Source organism: bacterium, from assembly GCA_037128595.1.
In the GTDB taxonomy this organism is placed as follows: Bacteria; Verrucomicrobiota; Kiritimatiellia; order CAIKKV01; family CAITUY01; genus JAABPW01.
This window is the reverse complement of sequence record JBAXWB010000031.1, coordinates 24,765-41,630: the sequence shown is the minus strand read 5'-3', so window position 1 is coordinate 41,630 and position 16,866 is coordinate 24,765. Positions and strand designations below refer to the sequence as shown.

Annotated in this window: 12 protein-coding genes; 3 read left to right on the top strand and 9 right to left on the bottom strand. The window is 58.5% G+C overall.

Features of this window, described 5'->3' with window-relative positions:
• The first annotated feature begins 29 nt into the window (after positions 1–29).
• A complete protein-coding gene (locus tag WCS52_16365) occupies positions 30–797 on the top strand; it encodes a hypothetical protein (protein ID MEI6168756.1) in 768 nt (255 codons plus the stop codon).
• On the top strand, positions 797–1,642 hold the full coding sequence (locus WCS52_16360) for a histidinol-phosphatase (protein ID MEI6168755.1): 846 nt from the start codon (positions 797–799) through the stop codon (positions 1,640–1,642). The genes WCS52_16365 and WCS52_16360 overlap by 1 nt, the downstream gene beginning before the upstream one ends.
• Here WCS52_16360 and WCS52_16355 read toward each other — a convergent pair.
• Positions 1,619–4,984 carry a protein kinase gene (locus WCS52_16355; GenBank protein ID MEI6168754.1) on the bottom strand — a complete coding sequence of 1,122 codons (3,366 nt, stop codon included), beginning with the start codon at positions 4,982–4,984 and terminating at the stop codon, positions 1,619–1,621. The two genes, WCS52_16360 and WCS52_16355, sit on opposite strands and share 24 nt — an antisense overlap.
• A gap of 224 nt (positions 4,985–5,208) precedes the next feature.
• Between WCS52_16355 and WCS52_16350 the strand changes: the two genes are divergently transcribed.
• Positions 5,209–6,033 carry a nitroreductase family protein gene (locus WCS52_16350; GenBank protein MEI6168753.1) on the top strand — a complete coding sequence of 275 codons (825 nt, stop codon included), beginning with the start codon at positions 5,209–5,211 and terminating at the stop codon, positions 6,031–6,033.
• On the opposite strand, the gene cydB is transcribed toward WCS52_16350, so the two are convergent.
• From cydB to WCS52_16310, 8 genes are all read right to left on the bottom strand, one after another.
• Complete coding sequence (gene cydB / locus WCS52_16345) at positions 6,027–7,055, bottom strand: cytochrome d ubiquinol oxidase subunit II (GenBank protein ID MEI6168752.1); 1,029 nt, start codon at positions 7,053–7,055, stop codon at positions 6,027–6,029. The two genes, WCS52_16350 and cydB, sit on opposite strands and share 7 nt — an antisense overlap.
• 1 nt (position 7,056) lies before the next feature.
• Positions 7,057–8,406: a cytochrome ubiquinol oxidase subunit I gene (locus tag WCS52_16340; GenBank protein MEI6168751.1), complete on the bottom strand. Its 1,350-nt coding sequence runs from the start codon at positions 8,404–8,406 to the stop codon at positions 7,057–7,059.
• 69 nt (positions 8,407–8,475) lie between these two features.
• Positions 8,476–10,281, bottom strand: a complete 1,806-nt coding sequence (locus WCS52_16335) for an ATP-binding protein (GenBank protein ID MEI6168750.1) — start codon at positions 10,279–10,281, stop codon at positions 8,476–8,478.
• A 123-nt stretch (positions 10,282–10,404) separates the two neighbouring features.
• Entirely contained in the window at positions 10,405–12,423 is a 2,019-nt protein-coding gene (locus WCS52_16330; protein ID MEI6168749.1) for a PhnD/SsuA/transferrin family substrate-binding protein, read from the bottom strand.
• Positions 12,424–12,437: 14 nt separating this feature from the next.
• Entirely contained in the window at positions 12,438–13,388 is a 951-nt protein-coding gene (locus tag WCS52_16325) for a hypothetical protein (protein ID MEI6168748.1), read from the bottom strand.
• Entirely contained in the window at positions 13,385–14,161 is a 777-nt protein-coding gene (locus WCS52_16320; GenBank protein MEI6168747.1) for a TlpA disulfide reductase family protein, read from the bottom strand. The genes WCS52_16325 and WCS52_16320 overlap by 4 nt, the downstream gene beginning before the upstream one ends.
• A 143-nt stretch (positions 14,162–14,304) precedes the next feature.
• Complete coding sequence (locus WCS52_16315; protein ID MEI6168746.1) at positions 14,305–15,873, bottom strand: GNAT family N-acetyltransferase; 1,569 nt, start codon at positions 15,871–15,873, stop codon at positions 14,305–14,307.
• Positions 15,870–16,862: a D-alanine--D-alanine ligase gene (locus tag WCS52_16310; protein MEI6168745.1), complete on the bottom strand. Its 993-nt coding sequence runs from the start codon at positions 16,860–16,862 to the stop codon at positions 15,870–15,872. Before WCS52_16310 ends, WCS52_16315 begins: the two co-directional genes overlap by 4 nt.
• Positions 16,863–16,866 lie beyond the last annotated feature (4 nt).

Sequence of the window (16,866 nt, the reverse complement as noted above, 5' to 3'; positions counted from 1 at the left end):
AACGTTAGGAAGAATCAGGAGAGATAAGCATGTTCCGGAACTATTCAATCATCGTGGTGAGTGTTGTTTTTCTGCTAATGACCTCGCTGGCCTTCTATTACAGGAGTCAGGCGGCCCACGTTCAGCGGCAATACAGTGCGGCTCTGGATCAACTTGACCAGATGGCCGCGGCCGCCCGGGTGGTCCCCGTTCCCGCCGTGGAGCCGGGTGCGACCGGGCATCGCCTGCCGCCGAGCCCCGAGTCCCAAGCCGGGGTGACGGCGGTTCCTGAAGCGGTTGCCGGTGTGCTACCCCCCGCGCCCAAGCCTCCTGACCGCGGGCGCCACGGCTCGCCGGAATCCTGGATGGAGGCGTTCCGGACGAATGATCCCCCGCGTTATGCGGAGTTCCAGCAGCGACGCCAGGAGATGCAGCAGCGGATGCAGGCCGCCTGGAATCAGTCGAGTAATTATTTCATGAGCCGGGACACTTCGAAGATGCCCCAGGCGGAATTTGAAGAATACAACACGATGACCCTGCTGCTCAGTCAGGCGGCGTCCTTGAATCAACAACTGCAGAGCGGTCTGCCGCCTGAAGTGCGCCAACAGGTGGCCAGCGAGTTGCGGAGCAACATTGTGGCGGTGGCCCCGCTGCTGGAGAACGAACGCAATCGGGAATATTTCGATGCGGCCGTGGCGATGGGCCAGAGCGAGCAGGACGCGGCCACCATGGTGGCTTATATCAATCAAATCACGTCCAATACCTCCATGCGTGCCATTCTTCCCGGCATGCGAATGGGTGGACGGGGGCGTGATTGATGACCCGTCACCCGATGACCCTCCTCCCGTGGACGGGCAATTGGCACACCCACACGGCCCGCTGTAAGCACGCCACCGGTTCGGTGGCCGACTACTGTGCGGCGGCCGTCACCTATGGCCTGACTGACTTGGGGATATCGGACCACACCCCTTTTGCGGATGGCCGCTGGCAGAGCGTACGCATGGCGATCTCCGAGTTGCCGGAATATCGCGCGGAGATCGATGCGGCCCGGCCCGTCTTCCCGGGACTGCGGCTGTGGGCCGGCCTGGAATGTGAATTCCGCGCGGAGCTGGGTGCGTTTTACCGCGAGGTATTGTTGCACGATTACCGCATGGACTATCTGGTGGGGGCGGTCCATTGGTTCCCGTTCCATGGCGTCTGGACCAGTTTGGAGGAGCCCAGTGTGAGGAATGATCCCAAGGCGTTGGCGGCCTACGTCTCCCATATCATTGACTGCATGCGCTCCAAACTCTTTCTCTTCATGGCGCATCCGGACGCCTTTGGCGTGTTATTCGAGTGTTGGAATGCCGAGACCATCGCGGCGAGCTGTGACCTGCTCGATGCGGCACGTGACTTGGATGTGCCGCTGGAAATCAATGCCTATGGCCTGCGCAAGCCACTCCTGGAGACGCCACAGGGGACGCGGTGGCGCTATCCCTGGGAGCCCTTCTGGCAGTTGGCCGGTGAGCGGGGCGTGCCGGGGGTCGTTAACTCCGATGCCCATCGCCCCGAAGACATCGCCGGCGAAGTGGATACGGCGCTCGCCTGGGCGGCCCGCTTCGGCGTGCGACTGGTGGACTTGAAGGACCGGCTTACTCCGTCAGGGGTTTCTTCTCCAGTATAAGTCGGAGCTGATGGGGTCGGGATACCCGATGGCTTCAAGGGCTTTGTGCTGGCGGAGACAACTGGCGTTGGCCGATTTACCGGGAAGGGTTAAATTCCGGAGGTGGGTATTGTTGACCAGCGGGGACAGGTCCATCACGTTTCGGGCATTGGCGAGATTTAATGTCTCCAGCGGCAAATAGGTCAGCGGCGTCAGATCACTGACGGACGTGCTGCTGATGTCGAGTTTTTTCAGCGGGAGCCCTTTCAGGGCATAGACCATCGAGATGCGACTGCACCCCGCGAGAGTCAGTTCCTCCAAGGGGCACTGGGCAAGAGACTTGAGGTCATTCAGCAGGGTGCACTTTGAGAAATCCGCACTGATCAAGGGGGCCCCCTCCAGGGACGACAGGTCGGGTATGGTGGAGCCAGTAAGGACAATGCGGGTCAGGTTGGTCGTCGCCAGCCCGGTAAGGTCTGAGAGGTTGGGGCAGTTTTCTGCGATGAACACGTGGAGGGAGAGTGATTTCAGGGCGCGCAGACTGGTGACCTGTGTGCCGGAGATGATGAGCTCATCGATGAAGGCCCCGCTGATGCCTGATAAATTGGTGATATCACTTTCGCTCAAATCCAGGCGGCTGATATGGAACCCTTCCAGTGGAGGCAGTTTGGTGATGCCGCATTTGCGTAATGACAGTTCCTTAAAAGGGAGCGACTTCAAGGATAACAGGCTGGGCAGGGATTTGTTTTCCGACAAATCAAGATAGATGAGATCTTCATCAATGCGATAGGAAAACAAGAGGGGTTTATCACCTGACCGCCAGGCACGTAACGGCTCGATCATGTTCTTCAAGGTGGCCAGGTCGGTTTTCCGGGTGATGGCGGAGGCGGCTTTCACCGCGACCAGGATGGGCATGGCGTTCTGGGCGGTGGTGGTCGTGCCATAGAGTTTTGTGAAGTGTTGCGCGGCTTCCTTGATTTTGATGCATTGGGAATCCGTGAATGCAATTTGATCAATCTGGGTGGCAATGGATTTAGGGTCCTCCTTGCTGGGGGCGATTCCGGTTAGCGCCACCAGTGCATCCAGGGCGGTCTGGGCTTCCGCCTCACGGGTCTGACCCACTAATTGTCCGATATGCGTGGCCAGTGCCGAGGCCAGCAGGCTGTTGGTCATGCCCGAAAAACTGGCTAAGGCTAATTTCTCATCGTTATGTTGCCAGGCATAGAACCCTTGCAGGAGCAGGCGTTCAGAGGGGGGGGCACCCGCGAGTCGATGTAATACGTCCTGCATGCGGATTTTGTCAAGTGGGACGGGAAGGGTAATCGTCCCGCCATCGGAGGCAAGTGTTTGAAGGGTGATTTGTTGATTTTCAACCCCGGTCAACTTTCCGCTCATCGTTTCAGAAAGGAGTTGCAGTTCAATGGTTTTGCCGATCAGGGCCTTGTAGCACTCCAAGACTTTTTCATGAAGTTTACTGAGAAGCTCAACTTGCTTCAGGAGTTCATCCTGCTGGGCTTTGGGCCATCCCAGATCGTGCGGATGATTCCAGTTCAAGATGAGCGGGCGCGCCTGCTCCAGCCCTCCCCCGCTCAGAATGGTTTTGGAAAGGTCGGCGAGAAAGGCTTTCCGCTGCACGGTTTGTGCCTCATTCAGTGCCGTTTGATTGATTTGCGCTTTGGCTCGAGCCGTTGTGGTCTGGGTCTGCGCCAGGAGGATGAGGTTACTGGAGAGCCGTCCACGCAATTCGCTGGTCTCATTCGTGAAGAGTCCCTGATAGCCGTTCAACCAGGCAATGCCCTCGGTATAACCTGCCATATTGGAATACTCCGTGGCCTTCTGGCGGATTTCCTCGATGGCCCGGTTCAAGGCAAAGGACTTGAGCATCTCAATGTTGCGCCGTTCCTCAAGAATCTGGAAATGCCAGTTGGGACGCAGGGTCTCGGTCATGGCCAGCAGGACTTTATACCTTTCCAGCATCCCATCGTAATCCGTGGGGTGAGTTTTCAGGTGTTCCTGCGCGGCCTTGTAGAGGGCCTCGAATGAACTGTCGGGCGGTCGATTCATGGGGGTCGTCGTAGAGGCGAGGGCATTCGTCAGGGCGGGCAAGCTGATTGCGCCGGCGATCGCCGCCGCATTAGTGGGGGAGTGGGCCGCCGACTTCGGGGGGGGCGGCGGCGGTGCGGTCAGGGCGAGCCATCCGATCAGCACGATGACCGCGATGAGTCCGCCGGCCAGAATGCCGTAGAAAGCCCGTGACGGGTTGGAATCCGGCTTGGAGGGAGGGGCGGCGGGCTGGGACACGGTCATGATCGGAATCCGGTTTGGCCGGACCAGGACCTTTTTTTTCATCGGGGAAGGAACCTGCTCAGGGGGCAACTGAATGAGCACCGAATGATGTTTCATCGGGGCAGGGGCGGGAACGGGCTGATCACTGGTCAGCGTCTCAAGCTGATGAAGAAATGTGGGCCAGTCCTGGGGGCGATCATTTGGATCGTGCGCCAAGGTTGACTTCAGCAGCTCTACCACGGCGGCGGGAATATCCGGGTTCAGGGTCCGGGGATCAGGTAAAGAGGCGCTGGCCTGGCTTTCCTGGATTTGCTGTGAGTTCAGCCCGCTGAAAGGAGCGGTTCCCGTGAGCATCGTATACATGGTGGCGCCCAGGGTATAGATGTCACTCCGGCAGTCCAACGAATTCGTCCGGGTCAGCATCTCCGGGCTCATGAATCCAGGCATGCCCAGGGTGTCCAACGGAAAGGTCGGGGGTTCGTTCCGCACCAGAGGGGTCAGGATTGTATTGAATAAACGGACACTGTTATTGGGTGCGATCCGGATGCGGCGGGGGGACAGGATGCCATAGATGAGCCCATGTTCAGTCCAGAGCCATTCCTGGACCTTGCCGATAAGGGTGGCCAGGTGAAGGGCGGGTTTCAATTCGATGGCGCCGCCATTCCACAGCCGGTGTTCCAGCGACATGCTCACATCGCTTTGCCAGGCGGCAAAGAAGGTGCCCTCGCTGAATTGCCCCGCATCCATGATGCTGACCAGATGGGGATGCTTGATCTGCATGTAGTGGCGCATGGCATTCAGGAAAAGCCGGGCGGGTTCCCCGCTTTTGAGCTCGGGGGAGTGAAAGACCTGAACGGACACCTTTTGACGTTTCTGGATGTGTTCCGCCTCGTAGATTTCACGGGCCCCATCAACTTCAATGCGCGGCCCGATCCGATAGCCGGATATGACAGACTGGTTCGCCAGGTGGGCGTCGGGAATGGCGATGAAGGCGCTGCAGACGGCACATTGGAGACGCTTTTGGAACAGGCCGGTCGTCTGCTCGAGATTGAAAATATCGCTGTCAGAGAGGTTCATCTCTGCGCCACAATTGCTGCAAATGTATTGTAAGGTCATGAATGCTTGTTTTTAAGGGACTCGGATCAGATAAATGATTTAAGTGAGGGAAAATGCCAGAAAAAAGCCATATTCGCAAGCACGATATCGGGCGCTCTATGTATCAGGGAATCCCTGATCGCGCTGGATTTAAAAATGAGGTAAGGTAAGGCATTCAATTATTCATGAACGAAAGAGGTCATCATATGCTTAAGTTTACAGTCGATCCCGTGCTTTGTACGCGATGTGGAATGTGTGTGCGGGATTGCCCGGCCCAGATCATCAAACAGGATGGCGCCGCCCTGCCTGATATTGCAGAGGATCAGGAGCTGCAGTGCTACCAGTGTCAGCACTGCCTCGCGATCTGCCCCACGGCGGCATTGTCCATCCTGGGGCGGAACCCGGCGGACAGTCTGCCCCTGGTGGCAGGGAGTCTCCCCTCGCTGGACCAGGTGAGTCGGTTCGTCCGGGCACGCCGCACGGTCCGCCAGTACCGGGACAAGAATGTGGATCCCGTCCTGATCCAGAAGCTGCTGACCACGTTGTCGAATGTGCCGACCGGTGTGAACCGCCGGGAGCTGACCTTCACCGTGATTGACGAAAAGACGGTCATGCAGGGACTTCGGACAAAAGTCTATAAAGCCCTGGCGGACGCCGGCGGGACGGGCCGTATCCATGAATATCTCTCGGCCGCGGCCACGGCGTATTACGCAGAGGGTACTGACCGGGTATTCCGCGGGGCACCCCATGCCCTCATTATTTCTGCCCCGCCTGATGCGCCCTGTTTCCGCGAGGATGTGGTCCTGGCGATGGCCTATTTTGAGTTCCTGGCCCAGAGCGCGGGGCTGGGAACGGTCTGGTGGGGGATGTTCAAATCCATATTTGAAACGCTGCCCGAGCTGAAACCGCTGGTCAACCTCCCTGCGGATCACGCCTATTACGCCATGCTCTTCGGGACACCGGCCATCCATTTCGCCCGTACCGTTCAACGCGATGATGCCGCCGTGATCAGGAGACTCGCGATTCAGTAGGCGTTCTTGTCCTCCAGCACCTGTTTGTTGGTGACCGGGGCTCTGAAGACACGGTAGGCCCATATTTTATAGGCGATGACGATGGGGATAAAGATGAACGCCACCCAGGTCATGATCATGAGGGTATAGGGACTTGAGGAGGAGTTGGTGATGGTCAGGCTGTAGTGCGGGTCCAGCGTGGAGGGGATCAGGTTCGGGAAGAGTCCGACCAGTCCGGTGGCCACGACCAGCAGCACCAGCAGGGAGGACGAGGCAAAGGCGCTCAATAACTGATCCCTGCCCAGGAAGATCCGGACCGCCAGGAGTGCGGCTACTGCGGCACCCGGCACCAGGAACAGGGCAGGGATATTCAGGTAGTTGTCAAAAAGCCGGGTCGCCGGATAGGTCGCCGCCAGGAAAGTCACCGCCACCAGCAGGAGAGGGATCCAGAGGGCCCGGGCGGCCGCCACGGCCCGCTTCTGAAGTTGTCCGGTTGTTTTCACCGCCTGATAAAGTGCCCCGTGTGTCAGGAACAGGACCACAAACAGCACGCCGGTCAGGAGACCGTAGGGATTCAGCAGGGAGAGCAACGAGCCATGATAGCCGGCGGCATCCATGGGCAAGCCCTTGAAGATATTCCCGAAAGCCACGCCGAACAACAGGGCCGGGAGGAAACTGCTGACCAGAATGGCTTTATCCCAGACGGCCTTCCAGAGAGTGCCTTCCATTTTCCCGCGGAACTCAAACGCCACCCCGCGTACGATCAATGAAAAGAGGAGTAGCAACAGTGCGGTGTAAAGGTAGCTGAACATGAGTGCGTAGGTGGTGGGGAAGGCGGCAAAGGTCGCCCCGCCTGCCGTAATCAGCCAGACCTCGTTGCCGTCCCAGACCGGGCCTACGGTATTGATGACGACCCGTCGTTCGGTGTCATTTTTGGCCAGGAAATTCTGCAGCATCCCGCTGCCGAGGACGAATCCATCCAGCATGAAATAGACCGCCCAGAGCACACCCCACAGCACGAACCAGATGATTTGAAGTTCCATGTCAGACTCCCTTCCCGACCGGTTTGTTCAGGCCGGATCCATCGCGATCCGGGCCTTTCCGGGCGAACTTGACGAGCAAAAAGATGTCCACAAAACCCAGCAGACTGTAGAGCAGGACAAAGCCGATCAGGGAGGCGACCACCTGGGAGACAGAAATGGAGGTTGAGACTGCCGCGGACGTTTTCAGCACTCCATAGACGATCCAGGGCTGCCTGCCCATTTCCGCGACAATCCACCCCAGTTGATTGGCCAGATAGGGCAGGGGGATGAGGAGGACTAGAAGCTTGAGGAAAAGGGGATACTGCTCCAGCTGATTACGCTTGGAGAGGAAAACGGCCAGCAGGGAGATCAGGAGGAAGAGGCCCCCGAGCGCCACCATCACCCTGAAACTGAGGTAGACCGGGAGAACGGGCGGTCGCTCATCCTCCGGGAAATCCTTCAACCCCTTGACGACCCCATTGGGATTGTGGGTGGCCATGAGACTCAGCATTTTCGGGACCGAGAGCATCTCAATTAAGTTACACTCGTTCTGCGCATCTGGAAAGAGCAGCAGATGCATATCAGCACCCGGCTTGGTGTCCCACACGCACTCCATGGCCGCGAACTTGGCCGGCTGAGACTTGGCGACATCCACGCCATGCATATCGCCCAGGAGGGCGACCAGAAGGGAGGCGCTTAACCCGAAAATGGCCGCCATGCTGAAGGAGGTTTTGAAAAACGCGGTTTCATTTTTCCGCAACAGATGCCAGGCGGAGATCCCCATCACGAAGAAAGCGGCCACCGTGTAGCCGGAAAAAATCTGATGTCCGAATTTAATGAGCCCGTTGGGGTTGGTGATCAGGGCCAGGAAATCGACCATCTCGGCACGGCTGTTGCGCAGCACGAAGCCAACGGGGTGTTGCATCCAGCCATTGGCCAGGAGAATCCACAGGCCGGAAAGATTGGTGGCAATGGCCACTAGCCAGATGGCCAGCGCATGGGTCCGTTTAGAGACTTTGTCCCACCCGAAAATCCAGACGCCGATGAACACGGACTCCATGAAGAAAGCGACGGAGGCTTCAATGGCCAGCGGCGCGCCGAAGATATCGCCAACATACCGGGAATATTCGGCCCAGTTCATGCCGAACTGGAACTCCAGCGTGATCCCCGTCACCACCCCCAGGGCAAAGTTGATCAGGAACAGCTTTCCCCAGAATTTGGTCATGCGAAGAAACTTGATGTCTCCCGTGCGCACATACCGTGTTTCCATGGCTGCCACCAGGACGGATAGCCCCAAGGTGAGGGGCACGAACAGGAAATGAAACATACTGGTCAGGGCAAATTGAAGGCGACTCAAGGTTACAACATCCATCTTTTCCTCCTTTGAATTCAGCAACTATTACACTACTGGATTTATTTTGTCCAGTATAGGGAGTGGAAATTATGATTGGGCTATAGCATCCGAAAATACCGGGAAGAAGACGCGGAAGGTGCTTCCCGATCCCGGTTTGCTTTCCACTGTGATGGTGCCAGAGCATGCTTTCGCGATGCCTTGAACAACGGATAACCCCAAGCCCCTTCCGGCAAACTTGGTGCTGAAAAACGGATCAAAAAGGGATTCGATATCCTTCTCTGTGATCCCGCATCCTGAATCGGACACTTCCAGGCAGGCATAGGTCTTCTCTTGCAGGATGCAATCCAAGGGGAAACGATGTGTTGTGGAAATGGTTTCCACCGGGACTGTTTTCACGGACAGACGGATGGTGCTTCCGTCGAAACGGCGGGCCTCCCAGGCATTGGTGATCAGGTTGGCCAGAACCACTTCGATCTCGCTGGCGTTTGCGTTGATCGTTGGGCCGGGAACGGGGAGGTCAGTTTTCAAAACGGTATTCCAAGGCAAGACGCAGATCAGATGAGGCAGGTAACGCCTGCAGCATTCTGAAAGATCCAGTGGTTCCTTTGTGCAACAATTTAATCCGAGATAGGAGAGCATCATGACGCTCATTTTTGATGCTTCGTGGACGCCCTGCAATGCCTCGGTGACGCATTTGGCGAACTCTGACTCCGTTGATCCTCCAGGAAGAAGGCCTGTGGCCAGTTCGAGATTGCCCATGACTCCATGGAGTTTGTTGTTAAAGTGATGGGCGATGGCACCAGCCATACGCCCGAGACTTTCAGTCTTCTGGAGCTGCCGGTTCTTTTCTTCAAGTTTCGATTTTTCCTCTTCGACCCGCTTTCGTTCGGTGATGTCGTTCACTTGCGCAATGGTAGCCAGTGGGGTGCCCCCATCGGGAGCGTTCAACGTCGCGGAGTTCCACAGGACGGTGCGGACGGAACCGTCGAGATGCTGGATGGTGAGTTCAGCGGTCTCGCCCAGTGCGCCGGTTTGCGTTTTGCTGAGAAATGACATGGCCCCCGCGACCAGGGAAGGGGGGAAGAGAATGGCCGGTGATTTACCAAGGACTTCATTCGCGCGCCTGCCAGTCAATTCCTCGAAGGCATGGTTGAAACGGGTGATGCGGAATTGAGGATCCCATACGATGATAGGGGCATAGGCATGGTTGAACAGGTTGTTAAGGTAGTCGTGGGCCTCTTTCAAGGCCATTTCAGCAGCGAGCCGTCTGGTAGAAAGTTGTTGTGCTAACCGGATCACCCAAGCCCATAGCAGTAGAAGTGACGGGAGAAGTATTCCCGTTAATGTCAGATTGAACGTCAGGCGATTCTTGGCCACGTGCAGAAGAGAGGCGGACCGCTCGGCCAGGCCATCGCGAATCTGTTGGAAGCCTCTTGCGTAAGTGCGTTTGGCGTCCTCGTATTCCGGAGAGGCGAGAAGCGCCTTGGCCGCCTCCTGCTGTCCCTGCTCGATTAACTTAAATGACCGGTGTTCCATTTCAACCAGAATTTGGTTGGCTTCGTCGGTTTTTTGGGCGCTTTTAGTGGCGACAAGGTCCGGTGCCAGCTTCTTAACGGTTTGGATGGCTTCATCGAGCTGGGGTTCCAGCAAAAGGTAACGCGCCTCCCATTGCCGGTTCCCGGTGGCGGCCGCCATGCGTGCCGACATGGTCAGCGCCTCGTCAAACTGCCCGATCAAGGCGTTGGATTCATTGAGGCTCGATCCAGTTGTCACCAGCGTTTGAATGTCCTGATACGAACGCCAGCTTTGCCAGCCCAAAAGGATAAAGAAGGCAATGGTGAGTCCCTCGGCCACACTGATCAACCACTTGTAAAACCGTTCATCAGTTTTCATAGACGGAGAAAGGTTACCGGTTGTCGTTTACCTCAAAAACTTGATTTTATAGATGGGGAAGCCGTTATTCAATTATTTTATCTGTCGTATTTTCCGCTTGAAGCATCGTGGTGTCAGGGGATCTCATGGGCTAGCAAGTTCCACGCAGGCGGCTTCTGTCGCGCTTCTCAAATAGAGGCGCTGGCCTACCCTTACAGGGGGAGACCACATCTCGGGGAGGAACTCACCAAGAGGCGAAAACACCGGGGTGTGTTGAATCGCCCTCCCCGGGGGGAGTCCGAACTCATGGAGTGTGCCTGAGAGCGCGGCGGCCAGAATTCCTGACGGGCCGGCGAGTAGGCGCATGTATTTGGTGTACTGGGGGTCGGCCGACTCCCAGACAGGAGTGAGTTGAGACGCCACTCGCAACACGTGTACTCCCGTTTGATCTGCACCCCAGATCAATCCATCCATTACGACGGGAGAACTGACATCCGGCTTCAGGTGTTGTGTGGTGGCCCAGGGCTCAGGCCGGATGATGCCTTCGTCGTTGAAGGTATAGAGGCGGGTCCCATTATTTTCCGTGCTGACCAGCAGCATGTCGCCGACTTGTAAGGGGGTGGGTACATTGAAATCATTTGGGAGAGCTGGCTTCAGCTGCCAGAGACGCCGTCCGGTTTCAGGGTCCCAGCCGCCCAGCGAATCGCTGTCATGCCCCACGATCTGTGGCCGGCCACCGAGGCGGGCGAGAATCAGGCTGCCATAAGCGGGCAGGGATCCCGGGCTGTGCCAGACCTCCCGTCCATTCCGCCGGTTCAGGGCAACCAGGCCTGAATGGGCGTTTCCCGTCTGAACCATTATCCGGTCATCCATAACCAGAGGAGTGCCGCAAAAGCCCCAGGTGGGGACGGTGCCGCCATAGCGCTTGATCAGGTTGATGTGCCATTGCACCGCACCGGTTTCGAGGTTTACGCACAGGAGATCCCCGAGAGCGCCGAGCAGGTAGACCTGGTCGCCGACGATGACCGGCGTGGCGCGGGGCGCGCTGGTGTAGTCCATTTCCGCAGCGGCGGGATAAGAAACAGTCCAGATAGGTTTCCCCGTGTCGGCCCGCACGCCATGCCACACATCTTCATTACCGGCTTCAGACTTATCCGGGATGATGACCCAGTCCCCCGTTGCCGCCAGGCCACCCAGGCTCTGGCTCCGCATCGGGCAACGCCAGAGTACCCGGGGTGAACCGGAACGGATGGCGTGCGAAACGGGGTTATCAGGATCATAGGGCCAGGTCGGCGGGGGCATGATAAATCCATCACGGGTTTCCAACCTCCCCCGGAGCCGGCGGCTCCCGGAGAGGTTGCTGAGGGCGCGTTTAATCCCCGCCTCATCGGATGGAGTCAGTTTGGACGCTGCGAAGACCCCGATGAAGGGGACGGGGGCGGTGCGGCCCACGACCCGCAGGGAGCCGCTTTCTGCTGCCCCACAGGCTGACAGCAGCGGCCAGGCATAGTCGGAGATCACCGCGGCATCAGCCTCCCGTTTAAGGACAGCCTGGGCAGCGGCAGTGCAGGGCTCCGCCTCCGGCGGGGTGGCAGGGACCGAAAGACCGAAGTCACGGAGCAGCGCGAAGGCCGCGGAGTGCTTTTCTGCCGCGTCAGAAGGACCAAACAGAATGGTGCGACCGGCTAGATCCGGCACCCCGTGAGCGGGATCATCCTGCCTGACGACAAACAGTCCCTGCAGGGTCGTTTTTCCTGTATGGTCGGTCAGCATGGCCAGGCATTTCAGGGGCCGGCCTGTTTTTCGGGCGTTGAGTTCAGCTACCGAGGTTTTGCCGATGAAAACATCGGGCTGTCGTCCGGCGCGCTGGCTGGCCCCCTCCGGGGTCTGGCTAAAAACCAGTTCTACCGGCCGTTTGAGCTCGTGGGTGATGAGGTCGGCCACGACATGGTAGTCCCGCTGCGCATAGCCCTTGATGCAGGGACAGGCGTTTTCAAAGGCCAACGGATCGCCCACGGCGAGCAGGAAGGCGGTTTTCGCCGGTTCAGGGTTCTGGTTGCGGGAATACCAACCAGCCCATGAGGCGAACGGAACGCCTTGGATGAGCAGCAAAGAGAGCCCTGCAATGAGAGGCCAATTCCGGCGTGGCATCGGGGAATGCATGCGGTGGCCCCTCCTTACGGCTTGGTGTTGCGGGCCAGCACGCGGATCATGTGCTTGTCGGTATCGAGCATATACACGAGGCTGGCGTCGCGGTTTACGGCCACGGTGACCCGGACGCAGCCCGTGATCCCCTTGACGATCCCGACCCGGTCCAGCAGTTTGCCATCGGCGGAAAACCGGTTGATACAACATTGGGCGGATTCAGATACATAGAGTGAACCGTCAGGCCCGACACAGACATTCTTTGGCTCGCAGCACCCATTGAAATAACTGTCCTTGTTGTCCTTATCCTTCCCGAACGACCCGGTCTTTTTGCCGTCGCGGTCATACATCACGATCTTGGATTCGCAATTGGCGGCCAGATACACTTTGCCGTCCTTTGCCGTGATATCCATCTGTCCGCAACAGCCGTTAAGGCCCGTGATAACAGGAATAGTGCGCTCAAGCTTGCTGGTGATCCGGTAGACTGTAAACCCGGTGTTGGCCCGGGTGCAGACAAAGATATCGTCACCCATGGCGCCGATCGAGGTGGCCTCCGTCATGCGCCGGATGCGTTGGGTGATCTCGGCCTTGGACTGGCTTTTGCCCTTGATGACCGGCATGGGTGGGACGGGTAGGTTATTGGCAAACACCGTTTTGCCGTTCGAATCCAGAATAGCGACCCGGCCGGAGCCGGCGACAACCAGAGTCCCATCCGTGCGGCAGACCGCCACCTGCGGTGAAAAATCGAGGTCCCACCTGGAGATGAGTTTGTCATCAGGCGAGATCACGCGCAGGCAGTTTTCATCCCGGTCGCAGGCGATGAGGTTGTCGTTGAGGTCCAGGCAGAAGGAGCTCAGGGCTTTTGAACGGGTCTCCCGGGTGTTGCCGATCAGGCCTTTGTCGGTATGGGTCATCTCGGCCGCGGACACGATGAAGGCCATCAGGCTGATGCCGAGCACTGAAACAAGCGGGCGTTTATTCATGGGTTATCTCCTGGTCTTTCTGCCTCCGGCACTCTCGGCGGGGATTGGTCGAGTGCAGAGTGTTTAAGTGCGTCATAGCCTTCATAACCGATCCGGATATCCCGGATGATGCCTGAGGCATTGATGAAAAAGGTGGTTGGGATCGTGTCGACCTCGCCAAAGGGAGCAGGGAGATTCGTGACGGCAACCAGAGGATAGCTCAAGGCCCCGTTGGTGGTGAATTCACCGAGGTCGGCCACCTCCTCAAACGTCACCGCCAGGACCTGTAATTCCTGTGTCGAGACTTCCGAGACCAGTCGGTTAAAGTCCGGTACTGCCGAGGTGCAGGCCGGATGCCAGGAGCCCCACATGTCAAGCACGACGGGGCGGCCTTTCCAGTCGGAGGTGCGGAGCGTGCGGCCGTCCAGTGATGTCAGGGTCATTTCCGGGATGGGTTTACCGATCCACTGGGAAGGTTCAAAGGATTTTTCCATCAGTCCTGAGTTCAGGAAGAGGGGTCTGATGAACACCCAGGCCACCGTCAGGATGGTGGCGGAAAACACTATGCCGGCCGCTGAAAGGCCGATCCCCCAGCCAGCCAGGGCGCGATCACGTGTGCGGCCTGTCTTAAGGTGGATGATGCCCGGAATCAACCCGATCAACCCCACTACGCCCCCGACCACAAACAGGCCGGTAATGAACGCAATGAGCCCGAGCACAAAACTGGCAACGGCCAGGGTACCGGAGGCGGAGCGGCTGGAGGGTAGGGGTGGTGGGAGAGTGGGTTCGGTCATAGGTACCTCATAATGGATTGGATGTTATGGCCTGTGTGGTGTGAAGTCAAGGAGAGGCCGGGATGAGCGCAAGGGTCCGGGCTGCCCTTCAACTGAGCGAAAGGGATTAAGATTAGGATTACGATTACGATCTGAAAACGGGCTTAAAGCGCCTTGGAGTAGATGACGCGGGCATCGCCCTGATCGTAGAAATCGGGGATGCGGGCGGTTTCGGTATAGCCGGTTTTGAGATAGAAACCCCGGGTGGAATCATAGAGAGGACGGCCGGAGGTTTCGATAATGATGACGCGTCCCTTGGCCCGGCGGATGAGTTTTTCCACATGTTCCAGCAGCGCCCGGCCGAAACCGCGCCCCTGGGCGTTGGCACTGACCCCGATCCAATAGATGTCGAACGTTCCCTTGGTGCAGGGCGTGGGGCCGTAGCAGATCCACCCGGCCGGCTGGCCATCCGCAAGGAGTGTGGAGGATTGATAGTGGCCTGAAGGGCCCTTGGCAATCGCCTCTTCCAGAACCTCGCGGGCCACGTCGATTTCGCCCTCATGGAAGAACCCGGTCCCTTTCATGAAGTCCAGAATGCCCTCCCGGTCAGACGCCTCGCTGAAGCGGATGAGGGGCTTGGGTCCGGCTGGGGGCTTTTTCGCTGCCCGCTTTATTCCGGCCTTGCGCTTGGCCGGTCGGTCGGCAACTTGCCTCAGGGCCAGGCGGGCGCGTGTGTTGTCACAAACTTTTCTGACGAAGTGATGATAGGGGATGCGGGCGCAGGTGAGCGCGGCGGCAAAGCCACTGTCGGGAGAGATGTCCGGATTCGGATTGATCTCCAGAATCACGAAATGGCCCGCCTCATCGACCCGGAAATCCACGCGGGCGTAGTCCCGGCAGCCCATGGTATGCCATGCGGCCAGCGTCGCGGTCCGGAGCCGCTGGGCAATGGCCTTATCGATGACGGCGGGAATCACCCGGACGGTGTTCTTGTATTCAAAGGAATCGGTATGCCATTTGGCGGCATAATCCACAATGCGGGGGCGGTCTTTGCCGAAGTCCCGGAATTCAATTTCCGCCACGGGCAGGGCCTTGACCGAACTCCCATCCTGAAATACGGAAATGTTGATTTCGCGGGTTCCGAAAAATTGTTCAACCAGGGCGGGGTGGTTAAAATCGCGGTGAACCCGGGCCACCGCTTTCATGAGATTGGTAATGCCTCCGGCGATGACCGAGCTGGCGTGAATGCCCTCGCTCGCATCGGCAAAGAGGGGTTTGACGATCCAGGGGGGTGGGGGCAGGGCGGTGTCCATGGCGGACCCGTGGCCGGGCGCGATAATGATGCCGGCGGGGACAGGCAGGCCTGCGGCTTTCAGCACCGCCTTGGTGCGCCACTTGTCCAGGGCCAGCACCTGGCTCGTGCTGTCATTCCCGCTGCATTCCTTGCCGAACGCTTCGCAGAGGATGGGCACCTGCATCGCATCAGCGGGCCGGCCGGGGAAATTCTCAACCAGATTGAATATCAGCCGCTCCGCTGACGCTTGCAGAATGCCGGGAAGGGCGGCCAGTGATTCCACGGCCACGATGCGGAAAGGGAGGCCGAGCGTGGTCAAGGCGGCGACGACGGCCTGGACTTCCTCCATGACGCCTGCATCGCTCTCGACGCTCTGGCAGGTGCCTGCAGCGGGGAGCGCGTGGTGGAGAATGAGGACGGGTTCGAGGCGGGTATTCATGCGGGTTTGGCGATCCGGGTCCGGGCGCTCTCGATGATGGAACGGATAATGTCCCGGTAGCTCATGCCAATCAGTTTGCCGATGATGGGGAGATCCGAGTGGAGCGGATTCAGGCCAGGGAGCGGATTAACCTCCATAAACGAGGGCCGGTTGTCACGATCCAAGCGGATATCCACGCGGCCGGCGTCGCGCAGTTCCAGCGCACGATAGGAGTCCAGGGCCAGCCTTTCAACGGCTTCGGTCTCCGGGGTCCGGGGCGGGCAGTGATAATCCACATGACTGGTGTAGTTTTCCTTCACCTCGTAGGTGTAGATGGTGGGCGTGGAGGTGTCGCGGAAACAGACTTCCATCGTACCCATGACCCGCGCCTGGGGGCCCGTGCCCAGGATGGCCACGGTAAATTCGCGGCCGGGCAGATATTCCTCAATCAGGACGGGCTGATTGAACTTCAGCAGCAAGGTCTGGCAGACGGCCCGTAACTCGGCGGCGTTCGTGATGCGCGAGGCGCGGTCAATGCCCTTGCCGGTACCCTCGGCAATCGGCTTGGCAAACAGAGGGAAGGGGAGGTTAACCTTCGCCACGTCGGATTCGGTGTGAACCACATGGAAGCCCGCCGTGTTGAGGCCTTCCGCCTTCAGAATCCGTTTGGCCACCGCCTTGTCGAGGGTGACGGCGCAGACCAGCGGATCCGACAGGGTATAGGGAATATCATAGGCCTCCAGCAGGCAGGGAATCTGTGCTTCCCGGCTCCGGCCGGACACGCCTTCTGCGATGTTGAAGACCAGATCCCAGCGGGCCCCGGCGGCGAGTCTGGTGCACAGGGCGCGGACATGGCCGATCCGGTCGGTCTTGAACCCGAGCTCTGCAATGGTGCGCTCAATGGTATCGATCGTGATATCCGCGTCAAACTCAGCGACTTCCTCCTCCTTGTAGCCAAGAGCGAGGTAGTCGCGTTTCAGGTCGTAGGTCAAACCGATGGTTAAGCTCACGCGG

What these genes read in the sequence shown, in the direction of transcription:
- WCS52_16365 (MEI6168756.1), top strand. Translation starts at nt 30, where the DNA reads ATGTTCCGGAACTATTCAATCATCGTGGTGAGTGTTGTTTTTCTGCTA.
- WCS52_16360 (MEI6168755.1), top strand. Translation starts at nt 797, where the DNA reads ATGACCCGTCACCCGATGACCCTCCTCCCGTGGACGGGCAATTGGCAC.
- WCS52_16355 (MEI6168754.1), bottom strand. Translation starts at nt 4,984, where the DNA reads ATGAACCTCTCTGACAGCGATATTTTCAATCTCGAGCAGACGACCGGC.
- WCS52_16350 (MEI6168753.1), top strand. Translation starts at nt 5,209, where the DNA reads ATGCTTAAGTTTACAGTCGATCCCGTGCTTTGTACGCGATGTGGAATG.
- cydB (MEI6168752.1), bottom strand. Translation starts at nt 7,055, where the DNA reads ATGGAACTTCAAATCATCTGGTTCGTGCTGTGGGGTGTGCTCTGGGCG.
- WCS52_16340 (MEI6168751.1), bottom strand. Translation starts at nt 8,406, where the DNA reads ATGGATGTTGTAACCTTGAGTCGCCTTCAATTTGCCCTGACCAGTATG.
- WCS52_16335 (MEI6168750.1), bottom strand. Translation starts at nt 10,281, where the DNA reads ATGAAAACTGATGAACGGTTTTACAAGTGGTTGATCAGTGTGGCCGAG.
- WCS52_16330 (MEI6168749.1), bottom strand. Translation starts at nt 12,423, where the DNA reads ATGCATTCCCCGATGCCACGCCGGAATTGGCCTCTCATTGCAGGGCTC.
- WCS52_16325 (MEI6168748.1), bottom strand. Translation starts at nt 13,388, where the DNA reads ATGAATAAACGCCCGCTTGTTTCAGTGCTCGGCATCAGCCTGATGGCC.
- WCS52_16320 (MEI6168747.1), bottom strand. Translation starts at nt 14,161, where the DNA reads ATGACCGAACCCACTCTCCCACCACCCCTACCCTCCAGCCGCTCCGCC.
- WCS52_16315 (MEI6168746.1), bottom strand. Translation starts at nt 15,873, where the DNA reads ATGAATACCCGCCTCGAACCCGTCCTCATTCTCCACCACGCGCTCCCC.